Below are 15,188 nucleotides of genomic sequence, written 5' to 3'. Positions count from 1 at the left end.
TCGTTTGGCGGCTCAGCAGCCTAGCGCGCCACGGTGACGCCGCCGGCAGCCAGCGGGACCAGGGTGGTGAAGAACCCGTTCTGCGTCACGACCTCCTGGAAGCCGGCGGGAACGGCTTGGGCGGGCTTTGCCGGTGGCGGCGGCTTCATGGCTTGCAGGGCCGCCAGATCGGCCTTGGCGGCGGCGATCTCGGATCGGATGGCGTCGGCGACTTCGGGGAGCATCGCGGTCAGTCCTTCTTGGAGGGGGTGAGCTTGGCCAGGGCCTTCTTCCAGGCCGGCGTGTTGGCGGCCTTGAACTGGGCCTCGTAGGCGACCGCGCGGGTGTTGGTCGCCGCGACGGTGTCGGAGCAGTCCGCGCCCCAGTCGTGCAGCGCCTTGGTGTAGTCGGCCTTGGTCTCGTCAGGGCGGGCTACGCCGGGCGCCGGGCGCGCGGGCACGGCCGGTTCGGCGGAGCAGCTGCGGATCGCCTGGGGATACAGGCTGTCAGGGGTTGGCAGGCCCGCTGTCGTCGAGCAGCTGGTCAGCGCCATCGCCGGGATGATTGCGAGCGTAATCAGCAGCGATCGCATCCAGGAGAGCGTCTTGCGCTTGGTCGGGTTGGGCATTGGAGATGACATCGGCGTAGTGGGCGGACTGGGCCGCGCGTGCGGTCTTCTGATCGACGCGCAGTTGGGTGGTGGCGGTGGCGTCGGTATCAGCCACGTGCTGTTGGGCGGCCGTGGCGACCTGAGCTTCGAGGTTGGTCTGGCGCTCCTCGCCATGGGCGAAGGCCAGGACGAGGCAGGCTGCTGCGATGGCGGCCCAGAGACGCCAGCTGCCGAAGATCGCCACGAGCTTCGCAGCGCCCAGGAAGCGCCAGACCAGCAAGGCGGCCAGGGCCAGGATCACGGCGACGCCGATGGTCCACGGGCTCAGCAGGAGCGCCAGGATGATCTTGAGCATCAGTCGGACACCTTCGGCGGGGTCTTGCCGAGCGCGACGGTCTTGGCTGCGGGCGCGGAGACGGCCGTGGAGGGAGAGGGCGCTTCGGCCGGCGAGGCCGAGGTGGTCTGGATGTCGATCTCGACGCCGCCGGGCGCCTGGACATGGACGCCCTTGATGATCCCCAGGAGCGCGATGATCACGAGGCCAAAGAGCGTCAGGACGCCCAGGAGGGCCCAGCCGATGATCTCCAGGCTCTGAGACGCCAGCTCCGAAGGGTAGCCCTTCCAGGCGATCAGGATTACGGCCCACAGGGTCGGATAAAGCACGAAGCCCGCGCCGATGACGGCGAGGCGCTGGAGATGATCGGGCCGGTCGCAGAGGGTGTCGAGCGTGTCGCGGACCCAGCGGAAGAACTGGAGCAGGCGCTCCTTGAACGAGCTGAACATCGGCTAGCCGTTGAAAGCCCAGGCCGTCTTGATGGCCGCATCGGCGTCCCAGCCGCCATAGACCATCAGCTCGGCCGCGCGGCGGCGGAAGAGGCCCTTGGTCCAAACGCCGCTGACGTTGGACCAGCGCGCGAACGCGATCTGGATGTTGACGGGGTCGGCCTTGGCCTTGGACTTGGCCGCCAGACCCGACAGGGAGATGTCGCCGACCTTGCGGGCGCCGGCCTTGTGCAGGCGCGCGATCGCCGAGGTGGCGAAGGCGGCCTCGCCCACGTTGAAGGCGAAGGAGACCATGGCGTCGAACTCGCACTGGGCGGTCTTGGCGTCGACGATCTTGTTGACGGCGGCCTCGAAGCGCGCGCAATCGGCGGCCAGCTGCTTGTCGGCCTGGGCCCGGGTGATGGTCTGGGCACCATACAGGCGCTGCATGGCTTCAGCCGCCAGGGCCTTGGCCTTGGCGACACCGAAGACGTCTTCGTCGATGACTTGTCCTGCGGGGGTGGTCAGGGCATGGCCCCAGCCGACCGTCCAAATATTGGCGTCGCAGGTATAGGGGGCGAGCTTAAGGCTCTCGGCGGTCTGAATCAGCTTCAGACCGGCGGCGGAAACGCGCACGGCGTAGGGCTCTCAATGTGGGGAAATTCCCACATTGACTACGTGAATTTACCGCAGATGTCAAGAAATGGCGTCACCCAAGGGCGCGGATGAGCCTCAGGCTTCTGGCGCCGATGTCTGGAGATCGGAGCAGCTGGGCATCGCTGAGGGCCTTCAGACGCCCGATGGTGAGGTCCTCGCCATGGTCCCAAAGCAGCGCTCGGATAACGGCCGGCGGTAGGGCGGCCTCGCGCACGCTCGCTTCAGGTCCTAGGGACGTAGAGGCGGTTACAGGCATGGCGGTAGACCTCGTCCACGGTGATGGCGTTCATCGCCTCGACGCAATGGGCGCAGCCGGCGTAGCGGCTTCCGCAGGCGCCGTGCGACCCTCCGGTCAGATTGGTGTGCAGCGCCGGATAGCCGGTGATCAGCGGCGAGGTGAAGCCGCCATAGAGAACCACGGCGCGCGTTCCCATGGCCGCTGCGGCGTGATGCAGCCCGCCCTCGGGACCGATGTAGAGCTTGGCGGCCTTGAGGTAGGCCATCGACTGGCGGAAGCTCTCGGGCCGGATGCGCGGCAGGCCGCCGATCGTAGGCCGGTCGGGGGCGCCTATCTGGTAGACGGAGAACCAGGGCGACAGGCGCTTTGCGACCTCCTCGTAGCGCTCGATTGGCCACTGCTTGCCCGGAGGCGCGTCGGCCTTGATGTAGGGTTCGAGCAGGATGAGTTTGGGCTCGCGCGTGCGCCACTCGACCGCGAGGGCTTCCTCTTCGGGCGTCAGCACGATCGGCGCCGGCGTCGGGCGGTAGGAGAGATCGAAGATGTAGCGCCCCAGCCGGGACACGAGCTTGCGCTGCTTGAGGGTCGGCGAGCCGCCGGCCTCGATCAAGCGCTTCCGCATCGAGCCGTAGTCGATGTACGGACGGTTGCCGGGCCAGGAACGGACCCAGGTCAAGGACGCACCCGCTTCTAGGTCGGCCGGCGTCGCCAGGAAGTGATCCAGGCCGTAGTGCAGGTCCACGTCGGTCAGGTCCAGGCGCCGGTTCTCCTCGTCGCCGATCGCCACCTTGCGCTTGAGCGGATCGCGCTGGTGCATCGCCCAGGCGTCGCCGATCGCCATCAGCTTGTCGCCGTATCCCATGGCTCAGACCAGCGCGAAGGTTTCGACCAGCTGGTCGGTGCGGGCCAATTCATGGACGAGCCCCTTGTAGCGGTTGCGCCATGCGCCGACGTAGTTGGACGGATCAGCCGCCACCGCATCCGGCATCCAGGGGCCTCCGAACGACCAGTGGACCGCGTCCGGCGGCGTCGTCGGATCGCTGTGCCTGGGAATCCAGTTCCAGCTCTCAGGCAGGGCGCCGATCTCCTCGAAGCCGAAGCCCTTGAAGGCATGAAGGTCGGCGCCCGGCCATTCGTTGGCGTAGCGCGTCTGGAACGCATCGATATGCGGGTGATCGAGGTTGAACACGATCAGGCTGGACCAGAGCTTGCGGAAGTAGCGCTGCTGGAGGCGCCCATCCATCTTCACGCCCTCGGCGATCTTGCCGAAGTCGTGCTGGACGACGCTGAAGGCGTGTTCGTCGCTGGCCAGCTTCACCAGATCAGCGACCGGGCTGAAGAACATGAAGTCGCAGTCGACGAACACCACCTTGCCCGACAGCCCCATCTCGCGCGCCAGCTGGGGCACGAGGAAGCGGCTATGGCTGAACTCGGTGGAGAACGGGCGGCCGTCGCGCTCGTCCCAGGTCTGGCCGCCGCCGTCGATGCGCCAGGGCCGGTCGAAGTGGCCCGAGCGGCGAAGGCGCTGGGTGACCAGCGGGTGGACCTCGACATCGAGGCGTTCGCCAGCGGGAGCGATAAGGCTGTCGCGGCACACCAGCCATGCGGCGTGCTCACGGGTGTCGTAACCGACGAAAACGTGGGTGGTCATCAGGCCAAGGGACGGAAGATGTCGGGATGGGAATGGGCGGCGAGCTGGCGGCGCATCAGGCCGCTGGCGAATTCGTTTGCGGTCCACTGGCAGCCAGCCAGGGCCGTCAGCCGGTCCTCGCGCTGGATGTCGAGATGGATCAAGGCCCGGCGGCGGGTTTGCTCGATCGAAGCCAGCAGGTCCGAGCCCATGTGCCATGCGGCGGAGCGGCCCAGCGTGACGGACGGCACGCCGGCCATGGCCGCCTCGACCATGACGTTGGAGCTAAGGGAGGCCACGGCCCAGCAGTTGTCCAGGTCCTGCGCAAGGGTGCGCGGCACGGTCACCGTCTTGGACGGCTTGTCGCGGATACGGACCTCACGGGTAAAGCCGGCGGCGGCGATCTTGGCCAGCTGGCGGTCGAGCCAACACTCGCGGCTCTCGCCCAGGACCATCTCGTACCAGGGGCGCGACTGAAGGACGACCAGGAGATGCCCGTCGTCCTTGTCGGCGGGCGCGATCGGGGCCAGGGGCGGCAGATCGAGCGCGGCGTAGCGCTTCATCGCCACGGCCTCGTCGGGCTCCTCGTCGATCGCCTGGAGGGCGTTCATCGTCACGCGGAAGTAGCCGCCCTGCTTGTAGGGGCGGAAGTAGCCGTTATCGACATAGGCGAAGGCCCGGCCGGCGGCCTGCATGGCGTGGAGAGTCGGCGCGGTCGAAGGGTGCAGCCCGACAAACCAGGGCATGTAGTTGGGCTTGACCTCGGCGGGGGTGGCGCCGACGGCGATGGCGCCGCCGCCGAAGCCCTCGACGATCGCCTCGGCCAGATCGCGAGACTTCTGCTTGCCCTCCTGGATGATCGCCAGGGGCGGAAGGTCCAGCGGATGGCGCAGGTGCGCGGGCGTGAGAAGGCTCATCAACGGCGCTCCAGGTTCGAGGTGCCGGCCAACTCGCCACGATGGACTTGTAGGAGGGTGTGGAAGGCCAGCCCGCTGCTGATCTCCCAGACGCTCCACTGGGCCCAGGCCATGCGGATGAAGGCTGCCTCGCGGCGCTCATCGGTGAAGAGGTATGGGGAGTGTCCCACGCGCTGGGCGGCGCCGGCGGTGACCAGGGTCGGCGCGAAATAGTAGGTGGGGATGCCTGCGATCAGCGCCTCGGTGGCGCTGTTGGAGGACCAGACGTAGAGGCGCTTGGTCCCCTTCAGCTCTTCAGTCAGGCTGAGGGCCGGCTGGTGCCTGCCAGGATGAGGCCGCAGGCGCGGCATGATCCCGCGCGCCTTGAGCCAAGCCTCCGCGTCGGCAGAGAAACTCGGCGGCGAGGCCATGAGAGGATGACCGATCCCGCGCTGGTCGGCGACGAGCGTCCAGCCGTCGCGGTTTAGGTCGAAGGGCTTGAAGTCGATGGCGAGGTCGTCGAGCCGGCTGCGATCGCCCACGTGCCAACGACCCGAGCCGTTGTGGCCGCCAAGCGCCAAGGCGTAGTTCTGGCGGCCGTACTCGTCGGCGCCGTAGTAGCCGTTCTCGGCGACGATGAGCGCCGCGCCGGCCTGCTCGGCGTAATCGATCGCCCGGCGCGAGCGCGCGGTCATGTTCCAGACGACGACGACATCGTCAGCCTTCACCGGGCCTGAGGGCTGGTTAGCGACGACCGTGTAGCCCAGCCGCGACAGGCCGCCGACGAAAGCGTCGCGTCGGTAGTGCGGAGTGTCTCGGATGTGAACGAATGCCGTGCTCATGGCCCAATGGGTAGGGCCATGAATCACCGGTGTCAAGAAATCGCGTCACACAGAGTCATAGAATGGCGACCTCTGCGGCGGGGCGGAAGCGCCAGGGCCTCCGTCAGCTCAAGCTCAGGAATGAAATCGAGCGCCGACGGCGTGCAGCGCAGGACCTCGATCCCCGCTGCGTTCATGGCTGGCGCCCCTTGGGCCCACACCGGGGGAAAGTCCTTGAGGTAGTGCTTCTCGCGAGAGGGTTTGGGGTGCTCTTCGTGGTGATGGGCGCGCCCGCCGGAGAAGCGCATGTCCACGCCCAGGAGGAGGACGCGGCTGGCGCCGGCATGGAGGGCCAGATTCATCGCCATGTGGGCGCTGTCGGCGCCGAAGACCTCATGGCGGGCCCGGGCCAAGGGGCCGGTGTAGGCCCTCTTCAGGCGCTTGAGCCGGCCGTCGGGGATCAGCGCCGAGCAAGCCGTCGCCATCTGGCCTTGGAAGCGGCTGCCAGCGCGATCGCCGTACCAGCGCCACCACTGGGCGTCGCCGAAGAAGAGCAGGTCGGCGAACGGAACCTTCTCCCAACTGGAGTTGACCGCGATAACGCGGACAGCGCCCTCCAGGCCCGAGAGGGCGACGTCCGCCAGGGAAGGACCGCCGCCGACAATGGCGACGGTCTCGTCCTCCCACATGGCCGGAACGCACCAGTGATCGACGTGATAGCTCACGTCAGAGGTAGAGCTGGGCGCCGAACTCGGCGGCGTTGAGGCCAGCGACCGTCCAAGCGTTGCCAGTCGCCGGGTCGGTTGTGAAGCAACCCTGCGAAGTCATATAGGACGAGCTTGGCTGCACGTTGGCTGACGAAGACAGTCCGGTGACGCCCGAGCTGATCGCCTCATGCTTGATCTTACGGACCGAAGCGCCAGTTGCGCGGGCGACGGCGTTGGGAACCACGCCGATGATGGTCTGGCCGCTGTCGGTCAGGTCCTCCATGTCGAAAGTCGAAGCGTCTCCCGCCGTGCTGAGGGTGAGGTAGCTCGTGTCCCCGTCGCAGGTCCTCACTCGCTGGGCGTCCGAGGTCCAAACAAGAAAGCGGCGGATATTGCTGACGGAAGAAAAGTCGCTCGTGGTGGCGCTGAGTGCGGTGGTCCACGTCGTTCCATCGTCGGAATAGTCGATCTGCCAATCCTTGGGTCCCCATCCCGCGTAGATAGAGTTGGCTCCCATCGAAAGCACGACCTCGGAAATAATCTTGGCGGTGCTGAACACGACCTGGATGTACTTGCCAACGACGTTGTTAGTGGTGGACGCGTATGCGTAGGTGCTGAGGGAGCTATCCCCCACGTTGCCGCTATCCGAAAAGGTGCCCGAGATCGTACCCGTGGCGATCACATTGTCTCCGCCAGAGACTTCGCGCATTTGCAGCTCATAAAGCCAACAGCTGCTGCTGTAGTTCGAGTTGGTGACATACAGCCGCCAATACTTGTGCGCGCTGGGCGTCACGGTTGTGACCTCCGGCGTAGCCACGCCGGCAGTCTGCGAGCCGTCGGCCTGGGGCAGCACGGTGTTGATGATGCACGGCCCTAGCCAGCTGTTGGGCGCATCACCGCTGGGGGTCCAGAGCATCGGGTCGTCCCAGCAAGGACCAGCGTTCGTCGTGCCCTGAGACCCGAGCAGAAGATATGTGGCGCCTGACACTCCAGAGCCGTTCCAAGTCGCGCCGGTGTAGCTGATGTCCGTCTCGCCATTGACCCTGACGTTGAAAACGCCGCCCGAGGTTGCCCATTCGATGTACGCTTCGACGTGATACCAAGTGTTGGAGGAAAGAACGGCAGTCCCCGTCGCCACTACCGAGCCGTTGACCACAGCCGTCACGTGCATATTGGCGTCGAGGCCCAGCGCGACGGTATTAGTCGAATAGGAGCCGATGTTGGACGCAGTCGAGGTCGGCGCCGTATTGCCGAAGCCAACAAAGCGCGTGGTGCTCAGGTTGGTCGACGCGGTGAACTTGACCCAGCAGGAGAAATAATACTTCGACAGTTGACCCATTGCATACGTTACGACTGGCGACGTAGTGTAATCATTCGAAAGCGCCAGATAGCCTCCCCCAGACACGCCGCCTGAGAGGTTGTAGGTGTAGGCCGAGGTGCTGGTGCTTACGGACGTCCACTTGTATGCGAGCTGTGATGCCAGCGTGTAGATGTCCAGACCGTCGCAGAAGACGAGAGCCATATTCGCTTAAGTGCCTTGATAGGTGGAGATGACTTCGGCGTAGGAGTTGGTCAAGCGCCATTGCTCAGCGCCGCGTGTGATAACTTCTACAAATGATGTGGAGTTTTGGATCGACGACTTAGTCCTGGTGAGCACTTCGACGAAGTTCGCAGTCTCGGCCACGGCTCCGCTTGTCGGATCGTAGTAGTTCGGGTCGGTGAACGTCTTGGCTGTCGAGGTGGAATAGGCCGATGGCGAACTGAAGTACCAAGCCGTCGTCCAATTGGTCGCGTCGTCGCTGAACTGGACGAGTCCGTACTGGGATGTGTAGGCCGCCGACGTCGAACCGCTGGCCGAGGTCAGCACCACCTCGGCGACCTGGGTGGCCGTGGCGAACTGGTAGCCGATCGTCGTACCCCAGGCGTAGGCGCTGGAGCGCCACTCCGTGGACGTGCTGTTGTCGAAGGCGTTGGCCACGCCGTAGCTGGTGGCCGTCGAAGAGGCGAACGGCGTGCCGCCGGTCGCCGCGTCCGACCCTGACGGCGTTGGGCGCATCTCGATCTCGGCGATGCTGTAGACCGTGGTCTGGACCTCGGTCCAGACGACGCGCCAGTAGAGGTGGGGCCCAAAGAGGCTGTGCTGGGCCGTCTCCCAAGCAAAATCAGGCCGGAAGTAGAGGCGGTGCTCGCCCATCATCCAGCCCTGCACGTCCTGCTGGGTCCACAGCGTCGTCCAGGTCGCGGCGTCGTCGCTGTACTGAACGCGGAAGACGGACGGCATTTGGGTGAGCGCCGTGCTGTCGTTAGGGGCGCCCAAGGTGACCACCTTGAGCGCCATTTCGTTACCTGCGCCTAGGTCGTAGCCCAGCCAGCCGGAGGAGGACCCGCGCCAGAAGGTCGTGAGCGAGCCATCAAACGCGTTGGCCGCGACGTAGCTGCTGTTGTGCTCACTCTCCATCGCCGCGCCGCCGATGGCCTTGTTGGCGGTCTGATCGCCCGTGAGGAACTCCATTTGGCCAACTGCGGCGTAAGAGCCGCCCTGGTTGACGCTGTCGATCAGGATGCGCCAGTACCGGTGCGGCTTGTCGGCCTCGGCGGTGGTGTCGACTTCGTAGTGACGACCGGCGGCCACAACGCCAGGGATAAGGCGCATCAGGTCACCGGCTCGGTGTCGCCCATCACCACCCAGACGTTCAGCGAAAGCTTCACGATCGAGAGGGTGCTGTACTGGGCGCGCGACTTGGCGCTCATGTCGGCCGGCAGGATCAGCGTGACGCCAGTGGCGCCGGCGAGGGCGAACTGACCTGCGCCGTATTGGACGATGTTGACTTGCGTGCCGACCGGGAACGCGACCGAGGCGTAGGTCGGGACCGTCACCGTCGCCAGCGCGGAGGTGTTCATCATCAGGACGCTCTCGGCGTCCTCGATCGCGAGCGTGTAGTGATCGACCTGGGTGGAGATGCCCAGCTTGCCGCTGGCCTCGGACGCCTGGGCGATCCACTTCCCAGATGCCGTCGAGTAGGTCAGCACGTCCTTGTTGCTAGGCGTGCTGGAGATCGAGACGTCCGACAGATCGGTCAGGGCCTCGACCGCGTCTTCATCCTCGTCCGCCGCCGTAGCGTTGGGGACTTGAGCAGCGTAGGTCGTATCCTCGTAGTAGAGCACCAGCAGGCCGTGATCGCCGAATGTGTTGCTTTCGTGCGGATCGACGAAGACGCCACAGGTGTCGACAGCCGACAGGAAGTCAGTCAGCAGGTCTGTGCCGACCTCCAGCCACGTCACACCGTTGCTGCTGATCGAGAACCGCAGGTAGGACCCGTCGAACGCGATCCGATACCATTCCACGCCCGGCAGGTGCGGGGTCGAGTAGAGCGTCGAACTGATAACCGTGTCCGAGGTCCGCCGGATCACCTCCAGCTGGGCGTCCGGCGAAGTGGTCATGCCCAGGGTCAGGGAGCGACTGTTGGAGCCATTGCGAACCACAAGACCCGCCATGGCGCCGGCGGTGCCGGCAAGCCCTGCACGCAAGCGTGCCTTGACCTCCCAGGACGAGCCAGTGGGCGCCGTCTTCAAGGCCGCTCGCAGGGCCGGCGATCCATTGGTGGCCGCGCCCGCGTTCAGCACCGTACCCTGGTCATAGGAGGCGAAGGTCGTGCCGCCCGACAGCGTGTCGGTCACGTTGAAATCGGCGGGATCAGGCGGCGCAAAGCCGCCCGGCTCGACGATGTACTGGGTCAGGGTGGTGAAGACGCCCAGGCTCTGTGCGGCGTAGTCGGTATCCTTGTAGTAGAGGACGCAGACGCCCAGCTCGGAGGTGATGACCGTCGAGGCGGCGTTGACGTAGAACCCGATCTGGTTGGGGGCCTTGGTCAGGAAGGCGGTTGTGGTCGCCGATCCGATCAGCGTCCAGACCTCGCCGTCGGCCGAGCCGTAGAAGCTGATGGCGCCGTCTGCCATCGTGACCTTGAACCACTCCATGTCTGCCGTCGTCGGAATTTCGACCGGCGTGGACGACAGGGTCGCGGAGTTGGTCATGTAGGCCACGCGCAGGGTGTGCGTGCCCGAGCTGGTGTAGCCACGACCAAAGCAGATCAGCTTGTCGCTCTGGTCATAGCGCAGCACGAGGCCGGCGCTCTCGGCCGCAAGGCCTCGCAGCGTCAGCTTCAGGCGCGCCACTGCCTCGAAGGTGGTCGTGGTCGCGATCGGCTTGAGGTAAGCGCGAACGGTCTGGGTGCTCGACGAACCAGAGCCCTGGCCGCCGTGGAAGATCGCGCCCTTGCCCTCGACATTGGCAAAGCTGATCGTGGCGCTGTCGGGATTGAGCACGACCCCCGTGAAGTCGGCGGCCGTCGGCGGGGCGAAGCTTCCCGGCTCAATGACGTAGACCACCTCGGTGGGGTCTACATCCGGGAAAGCCTCGGCCTGCCACGCGCCGTTCTTGTAGGCTAGGACGTCGCCGTCGTTGGGCCCGCCGGTGCCGTCTTCGACGTCCGCCAGCTGGCCAAGACGCGAGGGAACCAGGACCTCGACGAACTCGATGCCGGTGTCGTCGGTCTTGACCTTGAGGAACTTGCCGCCCTGGTTTGTGTAGCTCTTTGGCGTGTCGGTGAACGACAGGAAGCTCTTGTTGGACGAGACCGTGAAGGCCTTGCTGGCGCCCGCTACCCAGTCGGTCTGGCCGCTGAAGGAGTTGATCGTGATCCAGCCCGATCCGTCATCGCTGTACTGGATGTCGAAGGCGGCCGGAGCGCGCGCGACTGTGTAGGGCCAGATGACGACTTCTGCGACCGATTGGGCCGTCGACAGCTGATAGCCAACCACACCGGAGTTCGCGTTGCTGGCGGACTTCTGGTAGACGCCGCCGGACACCTCGGTCGAGCCGTTGAAGGCGTAGGAGGCGGTGCTGTCGCCCAGGACGGTGCCTTGACCGACGAGGTTTTCGCCTGCCGCGTCACGCAGCTCGACTTCCAGAAGGGCGAGGTCGCCGGTCCCGTCCACGGACTCCTTCATGACCACACGCCAAAAGGCGTGGGGCGTGGTGACGCTCTCGTCTTCCCCGACGGGGTCCTCCGGCTGCCAGAAGCCGTTCTTGAAGGTCAGGACCTGACCCTCGGCCGCAGCGCCGGTGGGCATGTCGACGTCGTCGAGCATCTCCAGGGAGGTGACGGGGGTGTAGTATTCGAGCCCGTCCTGGTCGGCGTTTACCGCAACCACTTGGCCCGGCTGGCCATAGGCGGTGGGCACATCGGTCAGGTCGGTGAAGTTGTTCACCGCCGTCGGCGCCTCGAAGAGCACGGCCTCGCCAGGGTCGAAGGAGCACGCCTGCTTCCAGGCGGTCGACCAGTTTGCGCCGTCGTCGCTGTACTGGACGTGGAAGGACGACGGGCTGTGCAGATAGTCGTCCGCAGCGACGCTGGGCGCGGTCATGCGCACGGCGCCTACGTTCACCGCCGAGGCGAAGTGATAGCCTGCCCAGGCGACGCCGCCTTCAGCGCCGTCCTGAGCCTTCGGCAGGCTGATCCAGTTCGAGAGCGGATCGCCGTCGTAGAGGTTCTCGACGAAGAAGCCCGAGCCGGCCTCCGACGAGGCAATGGCTTCGCCGCCGGTCGCCTGATCGGCGCTGCCGGAGGTCGCCATCCATTCGATCGCAGCGAGACCAACGCCATAGGCCGGGTAGGACTTGGAGAGGAAGAGGGCGCGCCAGTAGGCGTGGGCGCCGAAGTCGCGTGCGTAGATGTCGGCGACGGCCTTGGGCTGCCACTCCCCGTCGACATAGGCCAGGACGTCGTTGGCCGAAGCGCCCGTCGCATCGACGTCGGAGAGGTCGCTGATCGCCTCGGGAATCGCGGGGAATTCCTCGAACTCAAGACCCGTGGCCGAGGAGTTGACGCGCACGTAGGAGAGGCCCGCGCCAGTGTAGGCGTCGGGAGCGTCCAGCAGGCTAGTGAAGGCCGGGCGCGCTGCGGGCATAAAGCCGCGCACCTCGCCGGCCGTCCAAGTCGACAGGCCTCGCACCTTCCATGCGGTGGTCCAGGTAGTCTTGTCGTCGCTGTACTGGACGTCGAACGATAGCGGCGCGTTGGCGGGCGTGGAGCCTGCCGTGATGTTGATGTACCCGACCTCGGTGGCCTGGGTGAACTGGTAGCCGATGTAGGCGCCGACCACGTCGTTGGCGGCCGAGTACCAGGCACTGTCGCCGTTGTCGAAAGCGTTGGGCGCCTGGGCGATGGTCTGAGCCGACGAAGCGTAGACGCCGCCGCCTTCAGCCAGATCGCTGCCGGTGTTGTTGGCCAGCATTGCGATCTCGCGGACCGCCACGTAGGAGCCGCCGTCGACCGCCTTGAAGAGCAGGCGCCAGTAGAGGTGCGCGCCCAAGGAGGAGGTCTTGATCGCCGAGGCGTCGCCGCTGCCCGACCCGCCCAGGCCCGTGCTCGGCTCGGCCTGCCATACGCCGTTGCGATAGCGCAGGATGTCGCCGTCGGCCGGCGTGCCGGTCCCATCTTCCACGTCGTCCAGTTGGCCGAGCTTGTGGGGGATAAAGGGCTGGGCCAGGAAGACCAGACCCGTTCCGGCGCTGTCGACGGCGACCAGCTTGCCGCCCTGGCTCTCATAGCTGTCGGGCGTGTCGGTGAGGGCCAGGAAGTTGCTGGTGTAGGTCGCCGTGGTGAACTGGATGCCCGACGCGTCGGCCTTGACCATCAGGTACTTGCCGCCCTGGCCCTTGTAGGTCGACGGGAAGTCGCTGGCGTCCACCAGGGCGGGCGTGTGGTACTCGAGTCCGGTCCGGCCGCTGTTGACGCGCACCACCTGGGCGGCGGTCGCCGCATCCGGCGAGCCGGGCCCGTCGCTGAGGTCAGCGATCTTGGGCAGGCGGTACTCGAAGCCGTCCGCCGCCGAGGTCATCGCCAGGAACTGGCCGCCATGCGAGGCGTAGGTGTCCGGGACGTCCGACAGCTCGCCCAGCGTCAGGCCCGCGAAGATCACGGCGTCGCCGGCCGTGTTCACGCGCAGCACCTTGCCGGCCGAGTTTGCGAAGGTCTCGGGCGTGTCGATCAGGTCCAGGAACGAGTCCCGGCCGGTGGTGCCGTCGGCGTAAATCCAGCTTTGGCCATCGGCCGAGGCGCGCACGAACTTGCCGGCGTTGGTCGTCCCAGGCAGGCCGGGGCCATCGGAGATGTCGGCGATCTTGGCCGATCGGAACTCCACGCCGTTGGCGCTGGAGTTGATCGCCAGGAGCTTGCCGCCGTTGGACCCGTAGGTGCTGGGCGTGTCGCCCAGGTCGGTGAACTGCGGCGTGTGGAATTCCACGCCGTCCTGGTCGTAGTTGACGCGCAGGACCTTGTAGCGCTGGTCGGCGTAGCTGTCGGGCGTGTCTTCGAGATCGGTCAGGTCGTTGATCGCGGCCGAGGAAATGACCAGCTCCAGGCCGTCCTCGTCCTCGTTGACCTGGAGGATGTAGCCGGCCTTGCCGCTGTAGCTGTTGGGCGCGTCGGCCAGATCGGTGAAGGCCGGCGCGATCTTCTGGGCGGTCCACTTGTTCGTGGAGGTGTCGTAGCCCAGGAACATCTTGGAACCGGCGGCCGACACGTCCACATCGGAGAGGTCGCGCAGCACGCCAAGACCAGCGCCCGCGTCAGGAACCACGGTGCGCAGGCTCGCGCCGTCGGAAACGATTAGGGCGACCTTGCCTGCGGCCAGGGTCACGCTGGCGCCCGACGAGCCCAGGATCGAAACGGTGAGGGTCGCTGTGTTTCCGTTCTCGACGGCGAACCAGCGCACGGTCGAGGGGACGGTCAGCGAGCGCGCCGAAGGGGCGCCAGCGCACCGGAAGTAGAAGTAGCGCGTGAACTGCTGGGCCGTCAGGGTGACGTCCGTGTCCATCGCCAGCGACAGGCTGTCGTTCATCGCCGCCTCAAGCACGGCGATGGCCGTGTTGATGGTGGCTTCCTTCTGGTTTTGGGAGGACGAGACCTGGGTGATGCCCAGGATAGAGGTCGTGTCGGACATCAGACGAAAAGACCCTTCAGGGTCAGCACGAGGCCGGCGGCGCTGGCGGCGCTGGCGTCGATGCGCAGCACGTCGCCGGCAGCAAAGCTGATGCTGTCGCTGTCGGTCGTGGCGAAGGTGGGAGAGGTGGCGCCGGCGGCGAAGCTGATCGTGCCTACCGCGCTGGAGCCCTTGTAGACGGTGAAGACCAGCGCCGAGGCGGGCGCTTCGGTGAGGACCGCCTGCGACTGGCTAAAGTCGCCGTAGAAGGTCGCGGCGCGCGCGAAAATGTGGCGGTGGATGGCACCAGCGCTGACCGCCGAGGCGTAGACGCTGATGTCGGCGACGCTGTCGACGGGTTCCCAGAGCGCGGACGTGGCGTTGTAGCCCAGCAGCTGGCCCGCGCTCGGCGAGCTGGCGCCCGAAACGTCCGACAGGTCGTAGAGGTAGGCGATGCCCGTGCCGTCGGCGGACGTCGAGCTGAGGGCCCGGACCGTCTCCCCGTTGGAGATGCACAGGACGATCTTGGCCGCAGGGACCGTCAGGCCCGTGGTCGTTCCCAGGACCTTGACCGTGATCGAGGCCGTGCCCTCGTTGCGGACGGCGAACAGGCGCACCGTCGCCGGGATCGTGACCACCGTCGCGCTGGTATGGCCGCTGTAGCGGTGGAGGAAGTAGCGGGTGAACTGCGTGGACGTCAGCGTCACCGCGCCGGAGGCGAGGCTGATGGTGACGCTGTCGTTCATGGCCGCCTCAAGCACGGCGATCGCCGTGTTGATCGTGGCCTCCTTCTGATTTTGGGAGGCCGAGACCTGGGTGATGCCCAGGATCGTGGTCGTGTCGGTCATGGAGCCTTGGGACGCGACGACGGCCGCGCGCCGGCAAGGCGCGAGGGAGCGCGC

General features: G+C 66.2%; 14 protein-coding genes. All 14 read right to left on the bottom strand.

Annotated elements, in window-relative coordinates; translation table 11 throughout:
- Nucleotides 1-20: 20 nt before the first annotated feature.
- The 14 genes from AC07NS_RS18210 to AC07NS_RS18145 all read right to left on the bottom strand — a co-directional run bounded on the left by AC07NS_RS18210 (nt 21) and on the right by AC07NS_RS18145 (nt 15,134).
- The gene (locus AC07NS_RS18210) at nt 21-224 is read right to left on the bottom strand and encodes a hypothetical protein (protein WP_494605466.1); all 204 of its coding nucleotides are present in this window, start codon (nt 222-224) and stop codon (nt 21-23) included.
- Nucleotides 225-229: 5 nt separating this feature from the next.
- Nucleotides 230-439 (bottom strand): hypothetical protein, encoded by a 210-nt coding sequence (locus AC07NS_RS18205; protein WP_494605465.1) that lies wholly within the window; start codon nt 437-439, stop codon nt 230-232.
- 46 nt (nt 440-485) lie between these two features.
- Nucleotides 486-944 carry a hypothetical protein gene (locus AC07NS_RS18200; protein ID WP_494605463.1) on the bottom strand — a complete coding sequence of 153 codons (459 nt, stop codon included), beginning with the start codon at nt 942-944 and terminating at the stop codon, nt 486-488.
- Nucleotides 944-1,372, bottom strand: a complete 429-nt coding sequence (locus tag AC07NS_RS18195) for a hypothetical protein (protein ID WP_494605462.1) — start codon at nt 1,370-1,372, stop codon at nt 944-946. Before AC07NS_RS18195 ends, AC07NS_RS18200 begins: the two co-directional genes overlap by 1 nt.
- Before the next feature lie 3 nt (nt 1,373-1,375).
- On the bottom strand, nt 1,376-1,987 hold the full coding sequence (locus AC07NS_RS18190) for a lysozyme (RefSeq protein WP_494605460.1): 612 nt from the start codon (nt 1,985-1,987) through the stop codon (nt 1,376-1,378).
- Nucleotides 1,988-2,229: 242 nt separating this feature from the next.
- Complete coding sequence (locus tag AC07NS_RS18185; protein ID WP_494605458.1) at nt 2,230-3,108, bottom strand: glycosyltransferase family 9 protein; 879 nt, start codon at nt 3,106-3,108, stop codon at nt 2,230-2,232.
- 3 nt (nt 3,109-3,111) lie between these two features.
- Nucleotides 3,112-3,897: a hypothetical protein gene (locus AC07NS_RS18180; RefSeq protein ID WP_494605456.1), complete on the bottom strand. Its 786-nt coding sequence runs from the start codon at nt 3,895-3,897 to the stop codon at nt 3,112-3,114.
- A complete protein-coding gene (locus AC07NS_RS18175; RefSeq protein WP_494605454.1) occupies nt 3,897-4,793 on the bottom strand; it encodes a hypothetical protein in 897 nt (298 codons plus the stop codon). The genes AC07NS_RS18180 and AC07NS_RS18175 overlap by 1 nt, the downstream gene beginning before the upstream one ends.
- Nucleotides 4,793-5,614, bottom strand: coding sequence for a hypothetical protein (locus AC07NS_RS18170; protein ID WP_494605452.1), 822 nt, complete (start codon nt 5,612-5,614; stop codon nt 4,793-4,795). The genes AC07NS_RS18175 and AC07NS_RS18170 overlap by 1 nt, the downstream gene beginning before the upstream one ends.
- A 32-nt stretch (nt 5,615-5,646) precedes the next feature.
- Nucleotides 5,647-6,318, bottom strand: a complete 672-nt coding sequence (locus AC07NS_RS18165; protein ID WP_494605450.1) for a hypothetical protein — start codon at nt 6,316-6,318, stop codon at nt 5,647-5,649.
- A gap of 1 nt (nt 6,319) precedes the next feature.
- Nucleotides 6,320-7,822 (bottom strand): hypothetical protein, encoded by a 1,503-nt coding sequence (locus tag AC07NS_RS18160; RefSeq protein WP_494605448.1) that lies wholly within the window; start codon nt 7,820-7,822, stop codon nt 6,320-6,322.
- 6 nt (nt 7,823-7,828) lie between these two features.
- The gene (locus tag AC07NS_RS18155) at nt 7,829-8,953 is read right to left on the bottom strand and encodes a discoidin domain-containing protein (RefSeq protein WP_494605446.1); all 1,125 of its coding nucleotides are present in this window, start codon (nt 8,951-8,953) and stop codon (nt 7,829-7,831) included.
- Nucleotides 8,953-14,307 (bottom strand): beta-xylosidase family glycoside hydrolase, encoded by a 5,355-nt coding sequence (locus AC07NS_RS18150; protein ID WP_494605444.1) that lies wholly within the window; start codon nt 14,305-14,307, stop codon nt 8,953-8,955. The genes AC07NS_RS18155 and AC07NS_RS18150 overlap by 1 nt, the downstream gene beginning before the upstream one ends.
- Nucleotides 14,307-15,134, bottom strand: coding sequence for a hypothetical protein (locus tag AC07NS_RS18145; protein WP_494605442.1), 828 nt, complete (start codon nt 15,132-15,134; stop codon nt 14,307-14,309). The genes AC07NS_RS18150 and AC07NS_RS18145 overlap by 1 nt, the downstream gene beginning before the upstream one ends.
- Nucleotides 15,135-15,188 lie beyond the last annotated feature (54 nt).

The organism is Caulobacter sp. GW821-FHT10A10 (assembly GCF_059415745.1).
The sequence above is the reverse complement of the archived record's forward strand: the minus strand, read 5'-3'. Positions and strand labels throughout refer to the sequence as shown.

Excerpts from the sequence above, each read along its gene's own strand:
- AC07NS_RS18210 (WP_494605466.1), bottom strand. The coding sequence starts at position 224 with ATGCTCCCCGAAGTCGCCGACGCCATCCGATCCGAGATCGCCGCCGCC.
- AC07NS_RS18200 (WP_494605463.1), bottom strand. The coding sequence starts at position 944 with ATGCTCAAGATCATCCTGGCGCTCCTGCTGAGCCCGTGGACCATCGGC.
- AC07NS_RS18195 (WP_494605462.1), bottom strand. The coding sequence starts at position 1,372 with ATGTTCAGCTCGTTCAAGGAGCGCCTGCTCCAGTTCTTCCGCTGGGTC.
- AC07NS_RS18185 (WP_494605458.1), bottom strand. The coding sequence starts at position 3,108 with ATGGGATACGGCGACAAGCTGATGGCGATCGGCGACGCCTGGGCGATG.
- AC07NS_RS18180 (WP_494605456.1), bottom strand. The coding sequence starts at position 3,897 with ATGACCACCCACGTTTTCGTCGGTTACGACACCCGTGAGCACGCCGCA.
- AC07NS_RS18175 (WP_494605454.1), bottom strand. The coding sequence starts at position 4,793 with ATGAGCCTTCTCACGCCCGCGCACCTGCGCCATCCGCTGGACCTTCCG.
- AC07NS_RS18170 (WP_494605452.1), bottom strand. The coding sequence starts at position 5,614 with ATGAGCACGGCATTCGTTCACATCCGAGACACTCCGCACTACCGACGC.
- AC07NS_RS18160 (WP_494605448.1), bottom strand. The coding sequence starts at position 7,822 with ATGGCTCTCGTCTTCTGCGACGGTCTGGACATCTACACGCTGGCATCA.
- AC07NS_RS18155 (WP_494605446.1), bottom strand. The coding sequence starts at position 8,953 with ATGCGCCTTATCCCTGGCGTTGTGGCCGCCGGTCGTCACTACGAAGTC.
- AC07NS_RS18150 (WP_494605444.1), bottom strand. The coding sequence starts at position 14,307 with ATGTCCGACACGACCTCTATCCTGGGCATCACCCAGGTCTCGTCCTCC.
- AC07NS_RS18145 (WP_494605442.1), bottom strand. The coding sequence starts at position 15,134 with ATGACCGACACGACCACGATCCTGGGCATCACCCAGGTCTCGGCCTCC.